Genomic DNA, 19922 nt, shown 5'->3' on the forward strand with positions numbered 1-19922 from the left:
TTTATGAATCACGATTTAGACTTGCTCCACCCCTACCCGTTTGAAAAATTAGCCAAACTGAAAGCGGGGATTACTCCGCCCGCCGATCGCGAACATATCGCACTGTCCATCGGCGAGCCTAAGCATCAACCCCCGGCGTTTGTGCTTCGCACCCTCAGCGAAAACCTGGACAAGGTGGCGAATTATCCAGCCACCAAAGGTCTGCCCGAGCTGCGCGAAGCCATCGCCCGCTGGGCCAGCACTCGCTTTTCCCTCTGCGCGCCGCTCGACGCCGATACTCAGGTGCTGCCGGTTAACGGCACTCGCGAAGCATTGTTTGCCTTCGCCCAGGCCGTTGTGGATCGCAACCAAAGCAACCCTTTAGTGGTAAGCCCCAACCCCTTCTATCAAATATACGAAGGTGCGGCATTGCTCGCGGGCGCTAAGCCGCACTTTCTTAACTGCAGCGCCGATAACAGTTTTATTCCCGACTTTAATGTAGTGAGCGAGCAAGTATGGCAAGACTGCCAGCTGTTGTATGTATGCAGCCCAGGCAATCCCACCGGCGCAGTGATTAGCAGCGAGCAATTTCAAACCCTGATTCAGCTCGCCGACAAATACGATTTTGTGATTGCCTCGGACGAGTGCTACAGCGAACTCTACCGCGATGAGAACCAGCCTCCGCCTGGGCTATTACAAGCGGCAAGCGACATGGGCCGGACCGATTACGCCCGCTGTGTGGTATTTCACAGCCTATCCAAACGCTCTAACCTGCCGGGACTTCGCTCGGGCTTTGTCGCGGGCGATGCCCAGATACTGAAAAAATTCCTAACCTACCGCACCTACCACGGCTGCGCCATGCCGGTTCCGCAACAGCTGGCCAGCGTCGCCGCCTGGAACGATGAAGAACATGTACTGACTAACCGCGACGCCTATCGCGCCAAGTTTGCGGCGGTGCTGGATATTCTAGACGGCTGCCTGGATGTGCAAATGCCCCAGGCGGGTTTTTACCTCTGGCCCCAGCTGCCCATAAAAGGCGAAGTGTTTGCACAGCAATTGTTTGCCCAGGAAAATATTACCGTGCTGCCCGGTGCCTATTTATCCCGGGACTGTGGAGGCATCAACCCGGGCGATAACTATGTGCGTATGGCACTGGTGGCTACCGAAGCCGAGTGTGTAGAAGCCGCGCACCGCATTCGACGTTTTGTACTGAGTTTATAACCGTGGAAGAACCCAAGCCCAAAAACCTGAGCAAACCCGAGCGGGTGGCGCTGGTTCAGCAAACCCTGAATCAGCTGTATCCCGAGCCGCCTATTCCGCTGGATCATTTTGACGCCTACAGCCTGCTGGTGGCCGTATTGCTATCGGCCCAGTGCACGGACGAACGGGTCAATCAGGTCACCCCGGCGCTGTGGCAGCTGGCGGACAATCCCTTCGATATGGCCAAGGTGCCCGTCGAGGAGATTAAAGCCGTCATTCGCCCCTGCGGCCTGTCGCCGCAAAAATCCAAGGCCATCTCGGTGCTTAGCCAGCGTTTGGTGACGGAGTTTAACGGTATGGTACCGGCCGATATGGCGGCGCTGGAATCGCTGCCGGGAGTCGGCCATAAAACCGCGAGTGTGGTAATGGCCCAGGCCTTCGGTGTGCCTGCCTTTCCCGTGGACACGCATATTCACCGCTTAGCGCAGCGCTGGGGCTTAACCAGCGGCAAGAATGTGGTGCAAACCGAGAAAGATTTAAAACGCCTGTTTCCCGAGCAAGACTGGAACAAGCTGCACTTGCAGATTATTTTTTACGGTCGCGAGCACTGCACCGCGCGCGGTTGCGACGGACGAGCTTGCGGCCTGTGTCGCGCCTGTTATCCGGCGCGCAAACACCCCAAAAAAATTCACAAACCGTAAAGGCGGCAATTTTTGCTATCATACCCGCCTTTTACGCGGAGCGACCCATGACAACCCCTCGACTCTACGGCATAAAAAACTGCGATACGGTCAAAAAAGCTCGCCGCTGGCTGGAAGAAACCGGCATTGAATACGAATTTTCTGACTTTCGCCAGGACGGGATAAACGCGCAAGAGGTAAAAGCCTGGCTCGATGAAGTGGGCCCGGGCACTCTGCTCAACAAGCGCTCGACCACCTATAAAAATCTGTCAGATGAGCAAAAGCAGCAGGCCGAACAAGGCGAACTGTTAAGCTTACTGCTGGAGCAACCCACCCTGATTAAACGACCAGTACTGACCACTGACGGCGCCATTACCGTTGGCTTTAAGGCCGACCAGTACGCCTCTTTATTTAACACTTAAACACGTAACCGAATGGGATACACCATGACTGATTTATACAGCGTCGGCCTAGGCGTCGGCACCCAAAACAGCAAAGGCGAATGGCTGGATGTTTTTTACCCCGCGCCTTTACTTGCGCCCGATGCCAACACCGCCAAAGCCCTTGCCGACACTCTGGACTACAACGGCGGCAATCAAATTATCGCCCTGAGTAACGAGCAAGCCAAAACCCTGGCCCAGGCATTAAGCGCCGCAGGTAACTCTGAACAGGCCGCCGTAGCCGAATCGCTGAGCGACAGCCAGCAGCCACTGGTAGCGACCCTTTTAGCCCAGGACGAAGCGCCCGCCTCGGTACCCGAAGGCTTTTTAAAGCTGCATTTAATTTCTCACCGCTTGGTAAAGCCACACGGCACTAACCTGACCGGTCTGTTCGGCGCCTTGAAAAATCTGGCCTGGACCAATCAGGGCCCGATCGAGCTGGACGAGCTGCCCCAGCGGCAGCTGCAAGCGCGCTTAAAAGGCGAAGTACTGGAAGTCGCCTGCGTGGATAAATTCCCCAAAATGACCAACTATGTGGTCCCCACCGGCGTGCGTATTGCTCACACCGCAAGGGTTCGTCTGGGCGCCTACCTGGGCGAAGGCACCACCATTATGCACGAGGGCTTCGTCAACTTTAACGCGGGCACCGCGGGCCCGGGCATGATCGAAGGCCGTATTTCCGCCGGTGTGTTTGTCGAGTCGGGCTCGGACTTGGGCGGCGGCAGCTCTACCATGGGCACCCTGTCAGGCGGTGGCAATATTGTAATCAAAGTGGGCAAAGAGTGCCTGCTGGGCGCTAACGCCGGCACTGGCATTCCTTTGGGCGATCGCTGCACCATTGAGTCAGGGCTGTACATTACCGCTGGTACGAAAGTGGCTGTGCTGGATGACCATGGCAACGAAGTGGAAGTCGTTAAAGCCCGCGACCTGGCCGACAAGGATGATTTACTGTTCCGCCGCAATTCCCAAACCGGCCGTACGGAGTGTTTGACCAACAAGTCCACCGTACAGCTGAACGAAGAGCTGCACAAAAACGCTTAAGTGGTGGTATAGCCCTGCGGGGACTGCCCACAAAAAAAGGCCCGCGGGCCTTTTTTTGTGGGTGTCATTCTTTGTCACCACTTAAATTAATCCGGAAGGGAAACTGCCGGCTTTGCTGCTCCTCCGCCAGGGTCAACACCAGGGTATCCGGCTGAGCTTTCCAGCCCAACACAATAAATTGACCCTCGAAGGTCTCCTGCAAACGAGCGGGATCGGATACTAACTCGTCCCCCCGATAAGCTCCGACCTTAACTAACCCCGATAAATCACCGCTGAAACTCAAGTAAATAGAGCGGCGATTGAGCTGAGCGATTTGAATTGAAAAGTCAGTACCTGTGTAACTCTGACCCAACTTGAACGGCAACGACTGCTCACTAACCGATACCGGAAGGTTCAGCTCAAGCGCCCCGGAAATAGCTTTCAGCTTGTTCGTCGGCTTCAAATCACTATCGGCCAACCGGAAAGAACCACTCATCCAGGGTTTGTCTTCATCCACCTGAAACTCACCGTTCATCCAATAGCCACCTTTGGCCTGCAGCCCTGACGCTGCCTGCAAATTAACCTGCTGGGTTTGCCCATCGGTAAATTCTAGAATGTCGATACTAAGCCTTGCCGGCGCCAAGGGTACGGTAGCGGGCAACTTAATCGGCATAAACACTTCGGCGCTCAGCTCGAATCCAAAACGGTTGCCGGGGCGCAGCTTGTACACGGCCACCCGGCCCGGCCCTGCGACTGCTTCCTGCTCGGGTTGTTGCCACGAGTAAGTCACCTTGGGAGCATCGGCGGTAAACAGGCTCTGCCAGTTTTGGGTTAACGGTACTTCGTTGCGGCGAAAGCCATCGTCTTCCGGCGCCATCGCCACGCCATCTAACTCAAAGTTATAGCGGTGGTGTTCTACGACGTCCGCCATGACCACTTCAACAGCCTCGACCCGACCATAGTAGTCCACCGTGGCGGTTTCACCACTGCCAAACAACCCAGCGCCCCACATGGCGCCGCCACTTTTGAGGGGCTGGCCCGACTCGTTAAGTGCAGCCACATGCAGCAACTGCCCCTGCTCGCCTTCGGCGCGGTAATTGATGCTGTGTTGGCGCTGGCCCAAAAAGCGCACAGACAAGTCGTCCGTGGTCACGGTCTTACCGGCCAATGGCTGCTTGAGAGTCTGCCGGCTGACGCCGTTTACCTGGGTGTAGTCTATGTGACCTTTCACAGTGGCCACATCGCCGATTTGGCTTCCAGCCTTTAAGGTAATGACTTTTTGCGCCGATATTTTCTGCTGCTCTAACATTTCGCCATCCACACGGGCGATATGGTTGGCGGGCGTACTGAACTCTTCGGCCTCGCGGTTGGCATCGGGGCCACACTCGGGTTCGGCGAGCAACGAGTCTCCGTTGCGATCGTGCACATCATCAATCACCAATGCCGCCGCCGAGCCTCGGGTGGGTAAATTGGGCAAACCAATAGCCTGTGCATCCAGGGTGATGGTTAGCTGCTGCTCGGCATTTACCGCCAAGCGAGTTATATCGACAGCGAAGGGGCCGGCCAGCGCACGCGGCGCAGGCACCTCGGTATCGAGCGGATAATCGGGCACACGAGTATCGCTTAAATCGGCAAACACCGGAGCGCGCTCGTCTATCTGCTCTTCGCTAGGTGTATCGGCCTGTTCGCCACCTCCCATAAGTCCACCCAAGGTGGCGCGAAGCAGGTTGTCAATATCGCTGCGCAAGTTTTCATCAAAGCGCACTCCGCCTTGCAGACCTTTCTCGGTTCGGACCAGAGACACTCGATCAAAAAGAGGGATCATTTCCGGGTAGTTAAGTGTTGCCTGTTGGCGTATATCGGCAAGGCTTTTTCCCAAGCTTTGCTCAGTGGTGTTTAGCCAGTCGGTATTATCACTTTCAAACAAGACACTTAGCTCCACGCCTGCGGGCATCAGCGTGGGTTCGACGCCTAGGTAAATGCCCGACGCTTGCTGCACCGATTGCCCCACACCACGCATCAACCACCCGGAGGGGCCACTGATCCCCTTGCCCGCCTGGGACGGCGCAAACAGCGCGGCCGAAATCATTTGCTGCTCGCTCAGCTGATACCAGCGCTGTAAGCGCGGAGGGAACTCACCGCCGCTCTGCAACCGGGCCACCAGTTGGTCGACCCGCTCGGGATTGCCGACGATCATCTTTCCCTGAGTGAACAAAACCCGCCGGGGCGGGTTGAGTTCGCAGGTTTGCTGCTGGACGGTACTGAAAAGCAAGCCGTCCGGGTATCGCTCCCGCACGCGGTAGCGCTCGGCGAACCAGGCCTGCATGGTATCCGTATTAAACGCCCCCTGGGCTACTATTAACGTATCAGCCGTGCTATCAGTGGCGTAAGCACCGCCCCACACATAATCAAACTCTGCCAATGGGTTAATGCCCTGCTCCTGCAGCGAAGCCAGTAAAGTTTCGGGGTTCCACTCCTCACTCCAGGCGCCCTGCTCTGCCATAAGCGATTCCAGGTCGCGGATTGCGACGACATTAACTCGCGCCAACGCGTAGGTATCGTCCATTAACAGGGCCCGCCCTAAGTCGCGTTGACTTTGCTCCAGTTCTACCCCTTGCCATAAGCCTTTGGTGGACCAGAGCACCAGAACGATAGCGGCCACAACAGCCAGAGCCACCGCGCCCAACAATACATAGACTTTATTGCGCTTACGCACGCCGGGGCTGCGCTCGGCTTCACTGGATAAGGTCGGTTCTTCGTAGGTGGTGGCCTGGGGATTGTTGCGATCGGGGCCCGACTCTGCCTTGTCGTCCCAGGGCGCCGATACGGTGGGGTTGGCTGGCGGCGTATCACCAAGGCTCAGAACCACTAAGATCGCACCGGCATTGGCAAAAGCCTTGCGCCATTTAAGCGCCTGCTCTTGGGTTTCTACTTTTTTGATGGTGACCGGCGAGCCCGCAAACAGTTGGGTGCGTATTTTTTGTTCATCACGCTTTAAAAGCTTGGCGAGATTGCGAACCACGCTCTGTTCATCGTACCCAGTCACTAATTCACCGGCAAACACCAACCTGAACATGCATCCCTCTCCGTTTGACTTGTGGGCAATCAACTGATTTGGCTATGACAAGCAATCTACTGTCGCCGATCCGCTGGATGATTTCAAGGCGCGGGCTTCCACTCTCTACTTGTGCGGTCAAAACCGCTATAATCGCGGCTTTTACATTCTGTTAATTACTGCGCAAGGCAAAGGTCCGACAGTCCATGGATAAAACCTATCAGCCCCAGGCCATCGAGTCCCAGTGGTATCAAACCTGGGAAGAAAACGGCTACTTTAAGCCCCAGGGCGGGGCAACTCCCTACAGCATTATGATTCCCCCACCCAATGTGACCGGCAACCTGCACATGGGACACGGCTTTAATAACGCCGTCATGGACGCCATGATTCGCTACCACCGCATGCAAGGTGACGACACTCTGTGGCAAATGGGTACCGACCATGCCGGTATCGCTACCCAAATGGTGGTGGAGCGTCAGCTGGCGGCCGAGGGCATCAATCGCCACGATCTGGGCCGCGAAAAATTCCTGGAGCGAGTGTGGGAATGGAAAGCCGAGTCCGGCGGCAACATAACCCGTCAGCTGCGCCGCCTGGGGTCATCCCTGGACTGGTCCCGCGAACGCTTCACTATGGATGAGGGACTGTCGAACGCCGTAAAAGAAGCTTTTGTACGCCTACACGAAGACGGCCTTATCTACCGCGGCAAACGCCTGGTTAACTGGGACCCCAAACTGCATACCGCCATCTCCGATGTGGAAGTGGAAAACCACGATGAGAAAGGCTTTTTGTGGCACCTGCGCTACCCGCTGGCCGATGGCGCCACCACCGCCGATGGCAAAACCTATTTGGTGGTCGCCACTACCCGACCCGAAACCATGCTGGGCGATACCGCCGTGGCTGTGCACCCCGAAGACGAACGCTACCAAGCGCTGATCGGCAAAGAGATCGAACTGCCGCTGGTGGGACGTCGCATTCCCGTTGTCGCCGATGACTATGTGGACCGCGAATTCGGTACTGGCTGCGTAAAAATTACCCCCGCTCACGATTTTAACGACTATGAAGTGGGTAAACGCCACAATATGGCGTTAATTAATGTTCTGGACGAGTCCGCTCATATACTGGCCCAAGCCCAGGTGTTTAACCTAGATGGCAGCCCCCGGAATGATCTGGACACGTCTTTGCCTGCGGCCTATGCCGGACAGGACCGCTACGCGGCGCGCAAACAAATTATCGCAGACCTTGAGAGCGCGGATCTATTAGAAAAGATCGATGATCACGCCCTTAAAGTCCCGCGTGGCGATCGCTCAGGCGTGGTGATTGAGCCCTGGCTAACCGACCAGTGGTATGTAAGTACCAAACCTCTGGCCGAGCCCGCTATTAAAGCGGTAGAGGACGGCGAGGTACAATTTGTGCCCAAGCAGTACGAGAACATGTACTTCTCCTGGATGCGCGACATTCAAGACTGGTGCATTTCTCGTCAGCTGTGGTGGGGGCACCGTATTCCCGCCTGGTACGACAAAGCGGGTAATGTCTATGTCGCGCGCGACGAACAAGAGGCACGCACCAAACATAACCTGGGGCCCGAGGTGGAACTGAGCCAGGACGAAGACGTTTTGGACACCTGGTTTAGCTCGGGGCTGTGGACCTTCTCAACCCTGGGCTGGCCCGAACAAACCGATTTTCTGAAAAAGTTTCACCCCACCGATCTGCTGGTAACCGGCTTTGACATTATCTTTTTCTGGGTGGCGCGGATGATGATGATGACTCTGCACCTGGTAAAAGATGAAAACGGTCGCGGTCAGGTACCCTTTAAAACGGTTTATGTTCACGGCTTGGTACGCGACGGTCAGGGCCAGAAAATGAGTAAATCCAAGGGCAATGTACTCGACCCCCTGGATATCATTGACGGCATTGATTTAGAAAGCCTGGTGGCCAAGCGCACCAAAGGCCTGATGCGCCCCAAAGACGCGCCCAAAATCGAAAAACAAACCCGCAAAGAGTTCCCGGAAGGCATCGACGCCTTTGGTACCGACGCCCTGCGCATGACATTTTGCTCGCTCGCCTCGACCGGGCGCGACATTAAGTTTGATATGGGGCGGGTGGAAGGCTACCGCAACTTCTGCAACAAGATGTGGAACGCCGCCCGCTACGTATTAATGAACACCGAAGAGCAGGACTGTGGCCAGGACGACTCAACCGACTACGAACTATCCCTGGCCGATCGCTGGATTATCAGCCGCCTGCAACAGGCCGAAAAGGCCGTTAGCGAAGCGCTGGACAGCTACCGACTGGATTTGGCCACTCAGGCGTTTTACGAGTTCTTCTGGAACGAATACTGCGACTGGTATTTAGAGCTATCCAAACCCGTACTCTGGGATGACAACGCCACCAGCGCGCAGAAAAAAGGTACCCGCCGCACTCTGATTCGGGTACTGGAAACCGCACTGCGCCTAGCGCACCCTCTGATTCCCTTTATTACCGAAGAAATCTGGCAGCGCGTCAAAACACTGGCCGGCCAAGGCGGCGACACTATTATGCTGGCCCCCTACCCGGCCTTCGATGCATCGCTTATTGACACCGGGGCCACTTCTGATATTGAATGGCTCAAAGGCGTGATTGTGGGTGTACGCAATATTCGCGGCGAAATGAACATCGCCCCGGGCAAAGCCATCCCCGCTTACATGCAACACGGCGGCTCAGAAGATAAACAACGATTAACCGCCAACCAGCAGTTTCTGCAAAAGCTTGCCAATCTGGAGTCCGTTACCTGGCTCGAGCCGGGCGATGAAGCCCCACTGTCGGCCACCGCGCTGGTAGGCAAGCTGGAAATTCTGGTGCCCATGGCAGGGCTGATCGACGTAGACGCCGAAAAAGCGCGCTTAAATAAAGAATTGGAGCGTTTAAATAAAGACAAAGAGCGTGTTAGTGGTAAACTGAACAACCCCAATTTTGTCGATAAGGCGCCCGCCGCCGTGGTCGATAAGGAAAAAGCCAAGCTGAACGGCATTACCGACAGCATTAAGGCACTGGACGAACAATTAAAAGCCATTGAGGCCATGTAGGAGCACCACAGATCTTTTGATTCCACAAACCGCCAATCTCAGCGAGCCTCTCGTCTAATGGACAGATGTAGCTCGCTAGGCCTGTGCGTACAATAGAACCAAAACCGCTTCTACTTATCTGTTTCACCCTTGGGGCCGGCGCAAGCCGGCTTTTTTTTGGGTTAATCGCGGATTAGTGTGAAAACACTAGGAGACAGGATAGTTTTGAGATCACCAAAACGACAAAATAGAGGAACCTCTCATTAATTCGCAGCAGCTGCGCCCCCGCCAAACCTTCACTCTATTACCGAAAAATACTACTGCACCCGACCTTCATGCTTTCCAGTACCCGATTTCATTTCGCTGGCAATTGTCACAGTATTAGCCAAAAGTACACTGCGCCTAAAGGTCCTCATTCAGTGGTGCTAAGCTTAGCCCAAGCGGCGACAGATCAAACGCGCAAAGAGAGGTTTATCTCGGTCAGAACTCTTACATATTGTGGCTAGACGGCATGGGCTCGTGCGACTCGCTCGCACTCGCGCAGCAATTGCGCGTAGTGCTGCTTCACGTCCAAAAGTGCGTTAAGCAAAAAAGTGCGGTTATCGCGGTTAGCTAGGCTGAGTTTATCCAGAACACAGGCAAAGGTTTGGTCAAGCTGTCGAACTCGGTCAAAATCACCCTCTGCCAGTGCTGCAGCCATATCTTGCTTGAGCTGTAGCAATGCATCTGCCCCCGAATGCCCACTTAAGTCAGTGGGCACGACCAGCGAAAGGCTCATACCGGATTACCCGCATCGGCAATATTATCCCAAGCGCCCTTTATCTCGCCCAGCAGGCGGCCGCATTCATCTAACTGCTCGGGGCGATTGTGCTGATTAGCCGAGATCAAGGTACGAATAATGTAGTCATACAACAAATCCAGATTCGTCGAAAGCTCGCCGCCCTCAGTATCGTTCAGGCTACCCTGTAGGCCCTGAACGATGTTAATGGCTTTGCTGATCAGCTCGCCCTTGCGTACCACATCGCTGCGCAACATGGCGCCCTTAGCCTGGGCGATACGCTCCAACGCCCCGGCAAACAGCATTTGGATTAACCGGTGCGGTGAGGCATCAACCACGCTGGACTGTACATTAACCTGTTGGTATTGCTTGGCGGCGGCGCTGTATGGACTCATAGACTGATTCTCTTTTCACTTTATAGGTTTAACAAAGCTATAAAGCTAACGGCTGGAGATAGTAAAACTTTAGTTAATGTGGCGCTAAAGCGCCGCTTTTTTCTGGGCCTCCGATCAGGGTCGGGGATGACCTTGCCAGATTCGTATAAGCTCATTAGTTCCACCTTGCGCGATTGAGGATAACCGTGTCAGGTGCGTATAAGCTCATCGAGTCCACCTTGGGGCGGGCTGGCTCTGCCGACCGCGAATAAACTCAAACTCTGCTACACCTCGGCGACATTAGGAAATCGCCGGGATGGCTTCAGCGGGACTTATCCGTGGTGAGGTGCCGCCCCCAGACATCGACAAATAATGTCAAAAGGAAATGTAAAACGGTATCTTGACAAGTTTATCTGAGGCGATAGCCCGTCATCTCGGTCTGACAGGCCATCACCCGGCGACCGTTTTACTTAGGTGCCGTAAACGGTAAACGGTCGTTAATATCTTCCAGGAACGAGCCTGTATTGTTCAGGTTATTCACAATCAGCTCCATCGCCAAGAATTGACTTTCTAGGCGCGCGCGATAGGCATCGGTACGACGATCCAGATCCGTGCGATCGTCTTCAATTTCAGTCAAATCGTCTTCAATGTTTTCTTCGCGCGAGGCGATTAAACCGTTACTGGCCAAAAAGCTGTTGATTAGACTGCTCATGCCACCGGCAAAACCACGGGAAAAGTTTAAGCTCGCCCCGGTTGCACCTTCGTTCACTTTAAGTGCCAACCCTTCTGCCGCTGTGCCAAGCTTAGGCAACAACACCTGACCGGAGCCGAAGGCCACTTCACCGTCGACGGTACCGGCGACGTTGGTGCCTGCGACGCCACTAGCGACACTTAATCCCATCTCAGCCGCATCAGCCCCTACGCTTTTTATCGCCACCAAGCTGCTACTGCCATAGGCCTCTGAGGTGAAAGTTAATGCGCTGCCATCAAAATCCACAGCCACCTCGGTGCGAGAATCTGCGAGTTCACTGCTGGCGTTTATCAGCGATTCCAGCTCCGCTGCCAGTTCGGCGCCACTGGCGTAAACAACCCCGTCAGGCAAGCTTATTTGCGCGGTTTTATCGTCTATATCAATTTCAAAGCTGTAGTCTTTACCCGCTGTGTCCAGCGGAAAAGACGGCACAGCCGCACCGGTTAAGCTGCCTTTACTGGGCTGCTGGGTAATCACAACCTCGTAATTGCCGGGGCGGGTGTTTTGGGTAAAATTGGTGATTTCGATGGCAGCAGAGTCAGAGCTGGTTTGGGGCACAAACATATCCCGTACCAAGTCATAGTTATCGCTCATGACCGCATTAAAGTTGGTGTTAATGCGGGCAGGGTCTTCATTAATAGACAAGGTACCGTCTTTCACATTGGTTTGAATCCCCAGCTGCGCCAGTGAAGCAAAACCGTTTTCAATACCGGGCACCGAGGCGGCAATCATATTGCGTACCCGGTCGATAATATTGTCGGCCATCGAATCATTGTACAAGCTGCCAAATTCCCCAGTTTCATCATTGACCCCCACCAACTGCTCCACCGCCCCTAAAAAGGTGTTGTAGGCCTCGACGAAATCGCGAATGGCGGTTTCCGCCAAATCCCGGTCTTCGCCAATGGTGATACTGATGGTGTCGGTATTTGAGGCGCTGAAAAGGTCCATCGACAAGCCATTGATGACGTCGTCAACGCTGTTGGTTTCGCGGGTTACCTGCAGGCCATTCACCCGCAAAATAGCGTCTCTGCCCTCTTGCTGCTGAGTCATATTTTGGCTGGTGGCGTTAAAATCAAACTGCGCCAATCCGGGCGCTCCGGCATCTTCAGTTGCGGTCAGTTCAATTTCATTACTGGCGCCGGTGGGGCCGGTCATTAGCAGGCGGTAACTGGTGCCATCGCTGACGATACTGGCCTGTACGCCAATATCAGCGCCATTAATCGCGTCCCGTAACCCCTCTAGGGTATTGTTAGAGTCGTCGATGGTAATAGTGGCGCCAGTTTTTTCGGTATCGACCGTAAAATCATCCAACGCACCACTCCAGTCGCCGAAACGCAGGGTAATCTCACCCTTGCCAATTTCGGCGTCGGCCGATGCAAAACCGGCGCTTGCCAGCGATTGAGACTGGGCAATTTGTTCGATTTGTACTTGGTAGCTGCCAGCCACGGCGCTGGAGTCCAGCTCGGTCAAGGCCAATTGGGTGGTTTCGGGGACAGAGACCGATTTCGCATCAAACGTGTCGGCGCTGCCCAGCTGAGCCACCGAGCCTTCCAACTCAGACAAGGCGCTGCGCAGCAGGCCGTAATCGGATATTTGCGCCTCCAGCTTGGTTTCTTTGGCATCCAGGCGGTTGGCATCGGGGGCGCGGTTTAAACTGACCAAATCATTGATCAAGGTCGCGGTATCTATGCCCGATCCGCCACCCAGACTGCTGATAATGTTGTTCGCCATGCCCTACTCCGAAATTCACAAAATTTGTGTGCATAAGGTTGTCGGCCAACCCGTGCCAGGCTTTAATGATAGCTCACTTTTAATAGGCAAAAAAAAGGTGCCCTGGGGCACCCTAAGTGTTCTTTTTGACTTTTATGCCTGAGCAGTCAGTAAAGGTACCGGCTCATCTGCATTCAATTCACGGGCCAGCTTTAAGAAAATCTCGTCCGGGATTTGCCGAATCAGCTCTTTGGTAGAGCTATCCAACACTTTCACGATGGTGTCACCCGAGTCACTGTCATAGCTAAACTGCAGATCGCGCTGGGTAGCCTGTATAAACTCATTCATATGAGCTACCGCTTGCTTGACACTCTCTTGAAACTCGCCGGGCGAGACTTCTGGCTTTGTCGCCTTGGGGTTTGACTCCTCGGGCGGCAAACTTTTACCGCTTTGCTGCGCGGCGCCTGCCTGTGCTGATGAAGCCGCACCAGAGTGCGCAGCGCTGTAGCGCTCTGCGACTGTTGCGTTCACTTCATTCATAGCTTAGTCCTCAATCAGTAAAACCCGCCGGTGTCCCGGCGGGCCGATTCAGCCTTACTGCAGCAGAGACAGTACTTGCTGCGGACGGGAGTTAGCCTGGGCCAACATGGCGGTCGCCGCTTGCTGCAGCACCTGGGCTTTACTCAGGTTGGCAGTTTCTTTAGCGAAGTCCGCATCCATAATCCGCGATTTTGCCGCTGCGGTCTTTTCTGACACGTTGGTCAGGTTCGATACAGTGAAGTCCAAGCGGTTGTTAATCGCACCCAAATCGGCGCGTGTTTCGCTCACCTGACCGATGGCCTCATCAAGAATACCGATCGCTTTTTGAGCGCCTGCAGCGGTTGAGATGTCAATACTTGCCACGGAGCCTGTGCCCTGAGAGGCATTTCGCTCTTGCAAGCCGGTAACGTCCATTACATCATCTGCGGTTGCTGAATCACCGTATTTAATCGATATTTCACCACCATCAGCAGAGCGTAGTGATATGGCGTCACCACTCGCAAAAGCAACAACTCCAGTCTGGGAAGACACCTCATTGATGGCTTCAATAGCCGCTGCAGCGGTACCCGCCTCGTCTGCGCCAGCATCGATCTGCCCAATTTCCACGCCGTTAATAATCAAATCGCCTTCGGCAATGCTTTGCGCACCGGTGGAAGTAGTTGACTCGGAAGTGACATCCGAGCCCGTAATATTACCATTACTGTCCTGCATATCTATGCCTAGATCAGCACTTGCAGCATAACTACCTGCCGCCTCGATAGTAACGCCCGACTGTTCAGCACTGGTATCATTCACCACCAAAGAGAAATTAGTTGGAGTAACACTTGCGGTTAGCCCGCTGTTGGCTTCTGCATCACCAGTGGCACCAACTTCAATTGAAGTTGCCCCTTCCGCGTTCAAAATCAGCTCTCCAGCATCATTCAAGCGTGCATTAATCGACGTTTCCTCATTGATTTTGGCTACCAACTCATCCATATCGTTAGTGCCAGTAATTTGAGTTGCTTGCGTCGAGCCATCGCCGTCTGTCAAGGTGAGAGTTAATACGTCTGTCCCTGCTATAAGACGGCCTGAACCGATTCCACTAGCCTCTACCTCAACCAGCGAGGAAACCTCTGCACCTTTGCCTTCCAAATCCGCATTAATACTCGCAAGCGCTTCATTCAAAGTCCCACCCGCAGCATCAGAAGCGTCTATTAGTGTTCCGTTGATGCTAATTGTGTCGGTTCCATCCAAACCAGTGAGGTCGGACACACCGTTCGCAACAGCTTCACCAACGATATCACCCGAAGAACCACCCAAGGAACTAGCGCTGAATGATCCAACCGTAATTTCAATCGTTTGATTCTGCTCAGAACCCACCTGCAAGCTAGCCGCCTGCAAAGAACCATCCAGCAGAGCCTTACCGTTAAAGGTTGTCTCTTCGGCAATACGACCCAACTCAGATTTCAGCTGCTGTGCTTCCGAATCCAGACGGGCGCGGTCATCGTTAGAGTAGATGCCGTTAGCAGACTGTACCGACAGCTCACGCATACGCTGGAGAATATTGGTGACCTCTTGCAGGGCACCTTCGGCGGTTTGAATCATGGATACGCCGTCGTTGGCATTACGGACAGCCTGGTCCAGACCGCGTACCTGAGAGGTCATGCGGTTGGCAATGGCGAGGCCGGCGGCGTCGTCTTTGGCAGAGTTAATGCGGTTACCGGACGACAGGCGTTCGGTGGCTTGGTCAAGCGAGTTGCCTGATTGCAACAGCTGGCGCTGAGTATTCAGGGAGGCAACGTTGGTATTAATTACTAGAGCCATGAGTAATCTCCTAAGTTATTTCCTGTTCACAGTCTTGCCAGCTGTGACCAGCCGATTTACCGAAGCCGCAGGGTTTGCGTTTGCTTCTGTGTAGGTTATCGGTCTGATTTAAGGAAGCTTTAGGATTTTTTCCGGCTTTTTTGAAGTTTTTGTAAGCGTTTGATTTTACAGCACTTTACACCAAAACATGGCGCTAAAGCCCCAAAAAAGTGGCGCATTAAGACTTTTTATAGGCCTTAATGGCGTGGTTGTTGGTGCGACTTTGGCGGTGCTGCTGCTGAATTTCGCTGCGATAGCGCTCTGAGAGCTCGACCAAGTGGCTGTTTTGCGCCTGCAGCTTAGTCAAGGCTTGACTGAGCGCGAGGGAGTCCTGCTCGGAGAGTGTATGTAGTGCGGGCGTATCCAAGCGCTGCAAAATAGTATCGCGGGCTTGCACGTCTCGACTGAAGCGCTCCCACTCTCCTCGCTCGGCTTGAGCCAGCAATTGCCGGTTGAGCGTCTGGGCCTGTTCAATAATGGTTTGCCAATCAATGGGTTGCATACCAATTTACGAGATATAGTTAAATAAGGTCAGCCCCGCAACCTTTACAAAGCTCTTTTGCGCTGCCGACAGAACTAGCTCTTGCATTTCGAGGCGGGTGGATGCCTCGGCATAGTCCAGGGCCTCAAGGTCGTTAAGAACCGTTTCTGTGTACAATTTAGAGTCCAGGTTCTGCTCGCGGGTACTTTCCAGGGTATTGAGCCGCGCGCCCAGCTCGCCCTGCACCACTGAAATATTGGTAACCGCGTTTTCCAAGTTTGCTAGGGTATCACTAACCACACGATCTAAATGGTCTTTGCTTTGCTGACTACCATCCATTGCATTCATCGCGTCACTCAAGCGCGTTAACGTGCCGGATAGGCTTTGTTTTCCGGTGCTGGTGAGAGTAAAGCTGTCACCGGGTACCGCGCCGCCGTCGCCTGGGTAAGGCTGTCCGGTGATAGTAAAGCTTGCACCTTCAACCTCGATGGGCTGACCACTGACAAACTCACGCTCATTTAGACCGTTGGCACCTGGTAGAATTTGACCCGTGGTGCTATTGGTTACTGTGAAAACGGTGTCTCCAGCACCGTTTTCGCTAAATTGAATAACTAAGTCATCGGGATAAAAAGCGTCAAACTCGTCCTGGTCGGTCACTTGCCCGACACTGATACGGGCCGGAGGATTGGCGCGGTTGCTGGGGTTTGCTTCGGTGTAAAAGGTGTTGTTGTCGCTGGCGATATCCATAAACACCCGTTTACCCGAGTCGCTGACATTGACCGCCACGCTGCCCGAGGCTTTAATTTGTCGCTGCCCCTCGTCGCCATGATAACTAAAGGTGCCGTCACTATTGCGGCTAAAGGGCTGGGTCGCCCCTTGATAACCGGAAAATATATACTGCCCGGCGGCATCACGGGTGTTTTGCAGGTTGAGCAGCTCGTCAATGCGGCTGTTGGCCTCGGCCACCAGAGCCTTATAGTCGTTGGGCGTTAAAACGGCGGTATTACCGGCGCTAACGGCCAGCTCTTGCATGCGCTGCACGAGCGTGAGCACGCTGTCCAAGGCGGTTTCTTCCAGGTTTAGGCTATTTTCGGCAACATCGATATTTTTAATATATTGCTCGGTGCGAGTGACCTCTTCATTAAGCTGCAGGATTTGCGTAGCCGCGACCGGATCATCGGCCGGGCTTAAAATACGCTTGCCCGAGGCCATTTGCTCTTGGGTTTTGGTAAGCGCCGTTTGGGCGTTATTCATACCAATATTAGCGATATTGTAAATTTGCGATGTTGCCACACGCATGGCTGTACCCTTTGTGAATTGCCGATTAAATGGCGTTGATCAGTGTGTCGAATAATTCCCGAGCCACCGAGATTACCCGAGCATTGGCACTGTAGGCCTGCTCAAACTTAATTAAATTGGCGGCTTCTTCATCCAGATTTACTCCAGAAATACTGTCGCGTAGCGATTGCGTTTGCTCAAGCAGGCTTTTACCCGCCTCGGTGTTGGCGCGGGATAAATTGCTTTTGGTGCCCACATCCTCTACCAAGCGCCCATAGGCCTGAGCAAAACTGAGCGAATCATCGCCAATCGTGCCCTGAGTATCCAATTCGGCAAATTTGAGACCGTTACGGTTATCGTTGCTGGCCTCGGTATTAAAGCCAATGGTAAATATATCGCCCGCTTGGGGCTGTCCTTTAATACTGACCTGAAACCCCATGTAATTAGACTGGGCAAAATCCGGGGCTTCGGTGTCGCCCAACAAGCGACTATTGCTCGGGGTTGAGTCCGAGAGAGTAACGCCGTCTGCCATGGTGATATCCATGCGGCCACCCACAGCGATTGCGTCGGTTGTTCCAGCAGTTAATGGTTGCCCAGTCGCCCCTATCTCATCGGCAACATTGATCTCATTAGCTGGGCCGCCTGTAATCTGAATATTGATATCGGCTCCACTGGCATCACTTAACAACAACTGTGGATCCGTTCCATTGGCCATTCGTATGCTAGCGTGAATACCCTTTGCGGTAAATTCAGAATTAGCATTGATTTGCTCTGCCATGTATTCGAAAAAGCCCACTGGGTCGGCGCTCGGGTCCGGCACGCCTGACGCCAAGACAGCACCGTCTTGCTCAAGTATAGGAGTATCGTTAATGCTGATTTGCACCGAATTATTTAAAGTATTTCCGCTAATTAGCGCGGTTGTATGAGCATTTACCTCCACACCGGCAATCGCGCTCATTCTGGCGGCGGTTTGCTGCGCCGAGGCACCTACATCCGTTGTAACCTGTTGGGTATTGGTGGTTCCAGTCACAGGATCTTGCCAGCTGAATGTATATCTTTCAGCAGGATAGCCATTATCCATCGAGGCCGAATATACCTCGGCTGTCCGCCCCCCCAGGCCTGTGGCTGCGCCATCGCCAACCACAAGGGTCTGTCCCGGATCAGTGCCAAAAACCTGGTTCGTTAAGTTGGGGGTAAACTCTAAGTTGCTCATGGGTGGATCGAGCGGCACTGGATTATTCGGGTCCGTGTTATCCAGCACATCATAGGTGGTTGGCGAGGTAAACTTGATCACCAGCGGGGGATTTAACTCGCCCTGGTTAGCGAACATAGGCAGGGGATTACCGCTGCTATCGCTTACCTGCAGGATATTCCCAGCGCTTATCTGTCCACTACCCGTATTCCCCAGCGAGCTTCCGGTTCGGATGGGCGACGCCAGGGCCAGATCTTCAGGGCGGGACAAGAGCGTGTGTATATCACGTGCACCGTTTTTGGTGGGCTGCAACGTAAACGTATCGCCCCCTTGAAAACTGCCCGCCTCCAAATGAAAAGTGGCGCCGTCAAAACTGATCTCCGCGGGAAAACTTCCAGGCAGCAAACCCTGTGAAACTATTTCATTATCGCTTTTGCGGGTAATAGAATAATTGCCGCCCGTATCGCCAATTTTAAAGGTGTAATCACTTGTCGTTAATTGACTAACATCGTCAATAGTCATTGAGACAACGCGGTCCTGTGGCGGTGCATTGTCACCGTGAACGACACGGTTTAGCGAAATTTCCCGGCTGTTAATATCGGCGAATAAATTGGCGCCATACTCGCTGTCTAAATCCAGCCCCTGGCTTTGCAAACGGTTGAACTCGTCGGACAGCGCTATAGCAACCCGCCCCAAATCATTCATAGAGGGGTAAAGAACATCGTCGCGAAAGCTGATAATTCCGCCCAGCTTGCCACCGCTGATCTGACCCGTTATATCGGTGCTTTGCGCCCCGTTTTGCAGCTGAATGTTACCACTTCGATCCACCGCAAAACGGCCCACATTGGTACCCACAACCAGTGATTGTCCACTGCCAATATAGACGTTTACCTGGCCGCCTCCGGCTTCTACAGCCTGTACATTAACCAGCTCAGATAGCGAACGCAGCGCTTCATCGCGTTTATCCAATAAATCATTGGGCGGGTTGCTTGAGCCTCCCGTCTGACTAATCTGACGATTTAGATCGGCGATGGACTCAGCTAAAGTAGTAATTTGCTGAGTAACCGTTTGCAATTCACTGTTAACGTCTTTTTGCAAAGTTTCTAACCGACCGTACAGCTGATTAAATCGTTTTCCCAAGCTTTCTGCACGATCTAAAAATAATTGTCTCGCAGGAGTGGAAGACGGCTCATCCGCGGCGTTCTGCACCGCAGAAAAAAACTCTTGCAGGGAATTGGAAAGTCCAGTACTGCCGTCGGCAAACAAGCTGTCGACTTTACCGATATTTAAGTTGTAAGCCGCTAGCTGATTGTACGCTGATGTATCAAGTCGCAGCTGATTGTTCACAAATTGGTCCACTACCCGCTCAATCGACGTAGTGGTAACACCACTGCCAATATAGCCGGCATTGCCAATAGATTGCTCGGGCCGGGTGGCATTTTCTACCTGCTGGCGACTATAGCCAGCGGTATTGGCGTTGGAGATATTATGCCCCGCGGTGCGCAACGCATTCTGGCTTGCTTGTAAACCCGAAATCGCGTTGGAGAGTAACCCACCCATA

The 19922-nt window shown here is 53.7% G+C and carries 14 protein-coding genes; 5 read left to right on the forward strand and 9 right to left on the reverse strand.

Translation table 11 applies throughout. From position 1 onward, the window contains the following. The first annotated feature begins 3 nt into the window (after window positions 1–3). The 4 genes from dapC to dapD are packed head-to-tail and all read left to right on the forward strand — an operon-like array spanning window position 4 to window position 3340. The gene (gene dapC / locus M6D89_RS04815) at window positions 4–1200 is read left to right on the forward strand and encodes a succinyldiaminopimelate transaminase (protein ID WP_253966889.1); all 1197 of its coding nucleotides are present in this window, start codon (window positions 4–6) and stop codon (window positions 1198–1200) included. 2 nt (window positions 1201–1202) lie between these two features. Then, window positions 1203–1880, forward strand: coding sequence for an endonuclease III (gene nth, locus M6D89_RS04820; RefSeq protein ID WP_418930338.1), 678 nt, complete (start codon window positions 1203–1205; stop codon window positions 1878–1880). A 47-nt stretch (window positions 1881–1927) separates the two neighbouring features. After that, window positions 1928–2281 (forward strand): ArsC family reductase, encoded by a 354-nt coding sequence (locus tag M6D89_RS04825; protein WP_253966890.1) that lies wholly within the window; start codon window positions 1928–1930, stop codon window positions 2279–2281. Window positions 2282–2305: 24 nt separating this feature from the next. Continuing rightward, entirely contained in the window at window positions 2306–3340 is a 1035-nt protein-coding gene (gene dapD / locus M6D89_RS04830) for a 2,3,4,5-tetrahydropyridine-2,6-dicarboxylate N-succinyltransferase (protein ID WP_253966891.1), read from the forward strand. A 64-nt stretch (window positions 3341–3404) separates the two neighbouring features. On the opposite strand, the gene M6D89_RS04835 is transcribed toward dapD, so the two are convergent. Beyond that, window positions 3405–6395 carry a hypothetical protein gene (locus M6D89_RS04835; protein WP_253966892.1) on the reverse strand — a complete coding sequence of 997 codons (2991 nt, stop codon included), beginning with the start codon at window positions 6393–6395 and terminating at the stop codon, window positions 3405–3407. Window positions 6396–6580: 185 nt separating this feature from the next. On the opposite strand from M6D89_RS04835, the gene M6D89_RS04840 reads away from it, so the two are divergent. Then, a complete protein-coding gene (locus tag M6D89_RS04840; RefSeq protein WP_253966893.1) occupies window positions 6581–9436 on the forward strand; it encodes a valine--tRNA ligase in 2856 nt (951 codons plus the stop codon). Window positions 9437–9917: 481 nt separating this feature from the next. On the opposite strand, the gene M6D89_RS04845 is transcribed toward M6D89_RS04840, so the two are convergent. From M6D89_RS04845 to flgK, 8 genes are all read right to left on the reverse strand, one after another. Continuing rightward, on the reverse strand, window positions 9918–10193 hold the full coding sequence (locus M6D89_RS04845; protein WP_253966894.1) for a hypothetical protein: 276 nt from the start codon (window positions 10191–10193) through the stop codon (window positions 9918–9920). Continuing rightward, window positions 10190–10588 (reverse strand): flagellar export chaperone FliS, encoded by a 399-nt coding sequence (fliS, locus tag M6D89_RS04850; protein ID WP_253966895.1) that lies wholly within the window; start codon window positions 10586–10588, stop codon window positions 10190–10192. Before fliS ends, M6D89_RS04845 begins: the two co-directional genes overlap by 4 nt. Before the next feature lie 445 nt (window positions 10589–11033). Beyond that, window positions 11034–13049 (reverse strand): flagellar filament capping protein FliD, encoded by a 2016-nt coding sequence (gene fliD / locus M6D89_RS04855; RefSeq protein ID WP_253966896.1) that lies wholly within the window; start codon window positions 13047–13049, stop codon window positions 11034–11036. A 132-nt stretch (window positions 13050–13181) separates the two neighbouring features. Then, window positions 13182–13568 carry a flagellar protein FlaG gene (locus tag M6D89_RS04860; RefSeq protein ID WP_253966897.1) on the reverse strand — a complete coding sequence of 129 codons (387 nt, stop codon included), beginning with the start codon at window positions 13566–13568 and terminating at the stop codon, window positions 13182–13184. Window positions 13569–13622: 54 nt separating this feature from the next. Next, window positions 13623–15371, reverse strand: coding sequence for a flagellin N-terminal helical domain-containing protein (locus tag M6D89_RS04865; protein WP_253966898.1), 1749 nt, complete (start codon window positions 15369–15371; stop codon window positions 13623–13625). Window positions 15372–15588: 217 nt separating this feature from the next. After that, on the reverse strand, window positions 15589–15912 hold the full coding sequence (locus M6D89_RS04870; protein ID WP_253966899.1) for a flagellar protein FliT: 324 nt from the start codon (window positions 15910–15912) through the stop codon (window positions 15589–15591). Between the two features lie 6 nt (window positions 15913–15918). Further along, on the reverse strand, window positions 15919–17190 hold the full coding sequence (gene flgL / locus M6D89_RS04875) for a flagellar hook-associated protein FlgL (protein WP_253966900.1): 1272 nt from the start codon (window positions 17188–17190) through the stop codon (window positions 15919–15921). A 25-nt stretch (window positions 17191–17215) separates the two neighbouring features. After that, window positions 17216–19921 carry a flagellar hook-associated protein FlgK gene (gene flgK / locus M6D89_RS04880; RefSeq protein WP_253966901.1) on the reverse strand — a complete coding sequence of 902 codons (2706 nt, stop codon included), beginning with the start codon at window positions 19919–19921 and terminating at the stop codon, window positions 17216–17218. Window position 19922: the final 1 nt, after the last annotated feature.

Source organism: Gilvimarinus xylanilyticus (genome assembly GCF_024195295.1).
Classification (GTDB): Bacteria; Pseudomonadota; Gammaproteobacteria; order Pseudomonadales; family Cellvibrionaceae; genus Gilvimarinus; species Gilvimarinus xylanilyticus.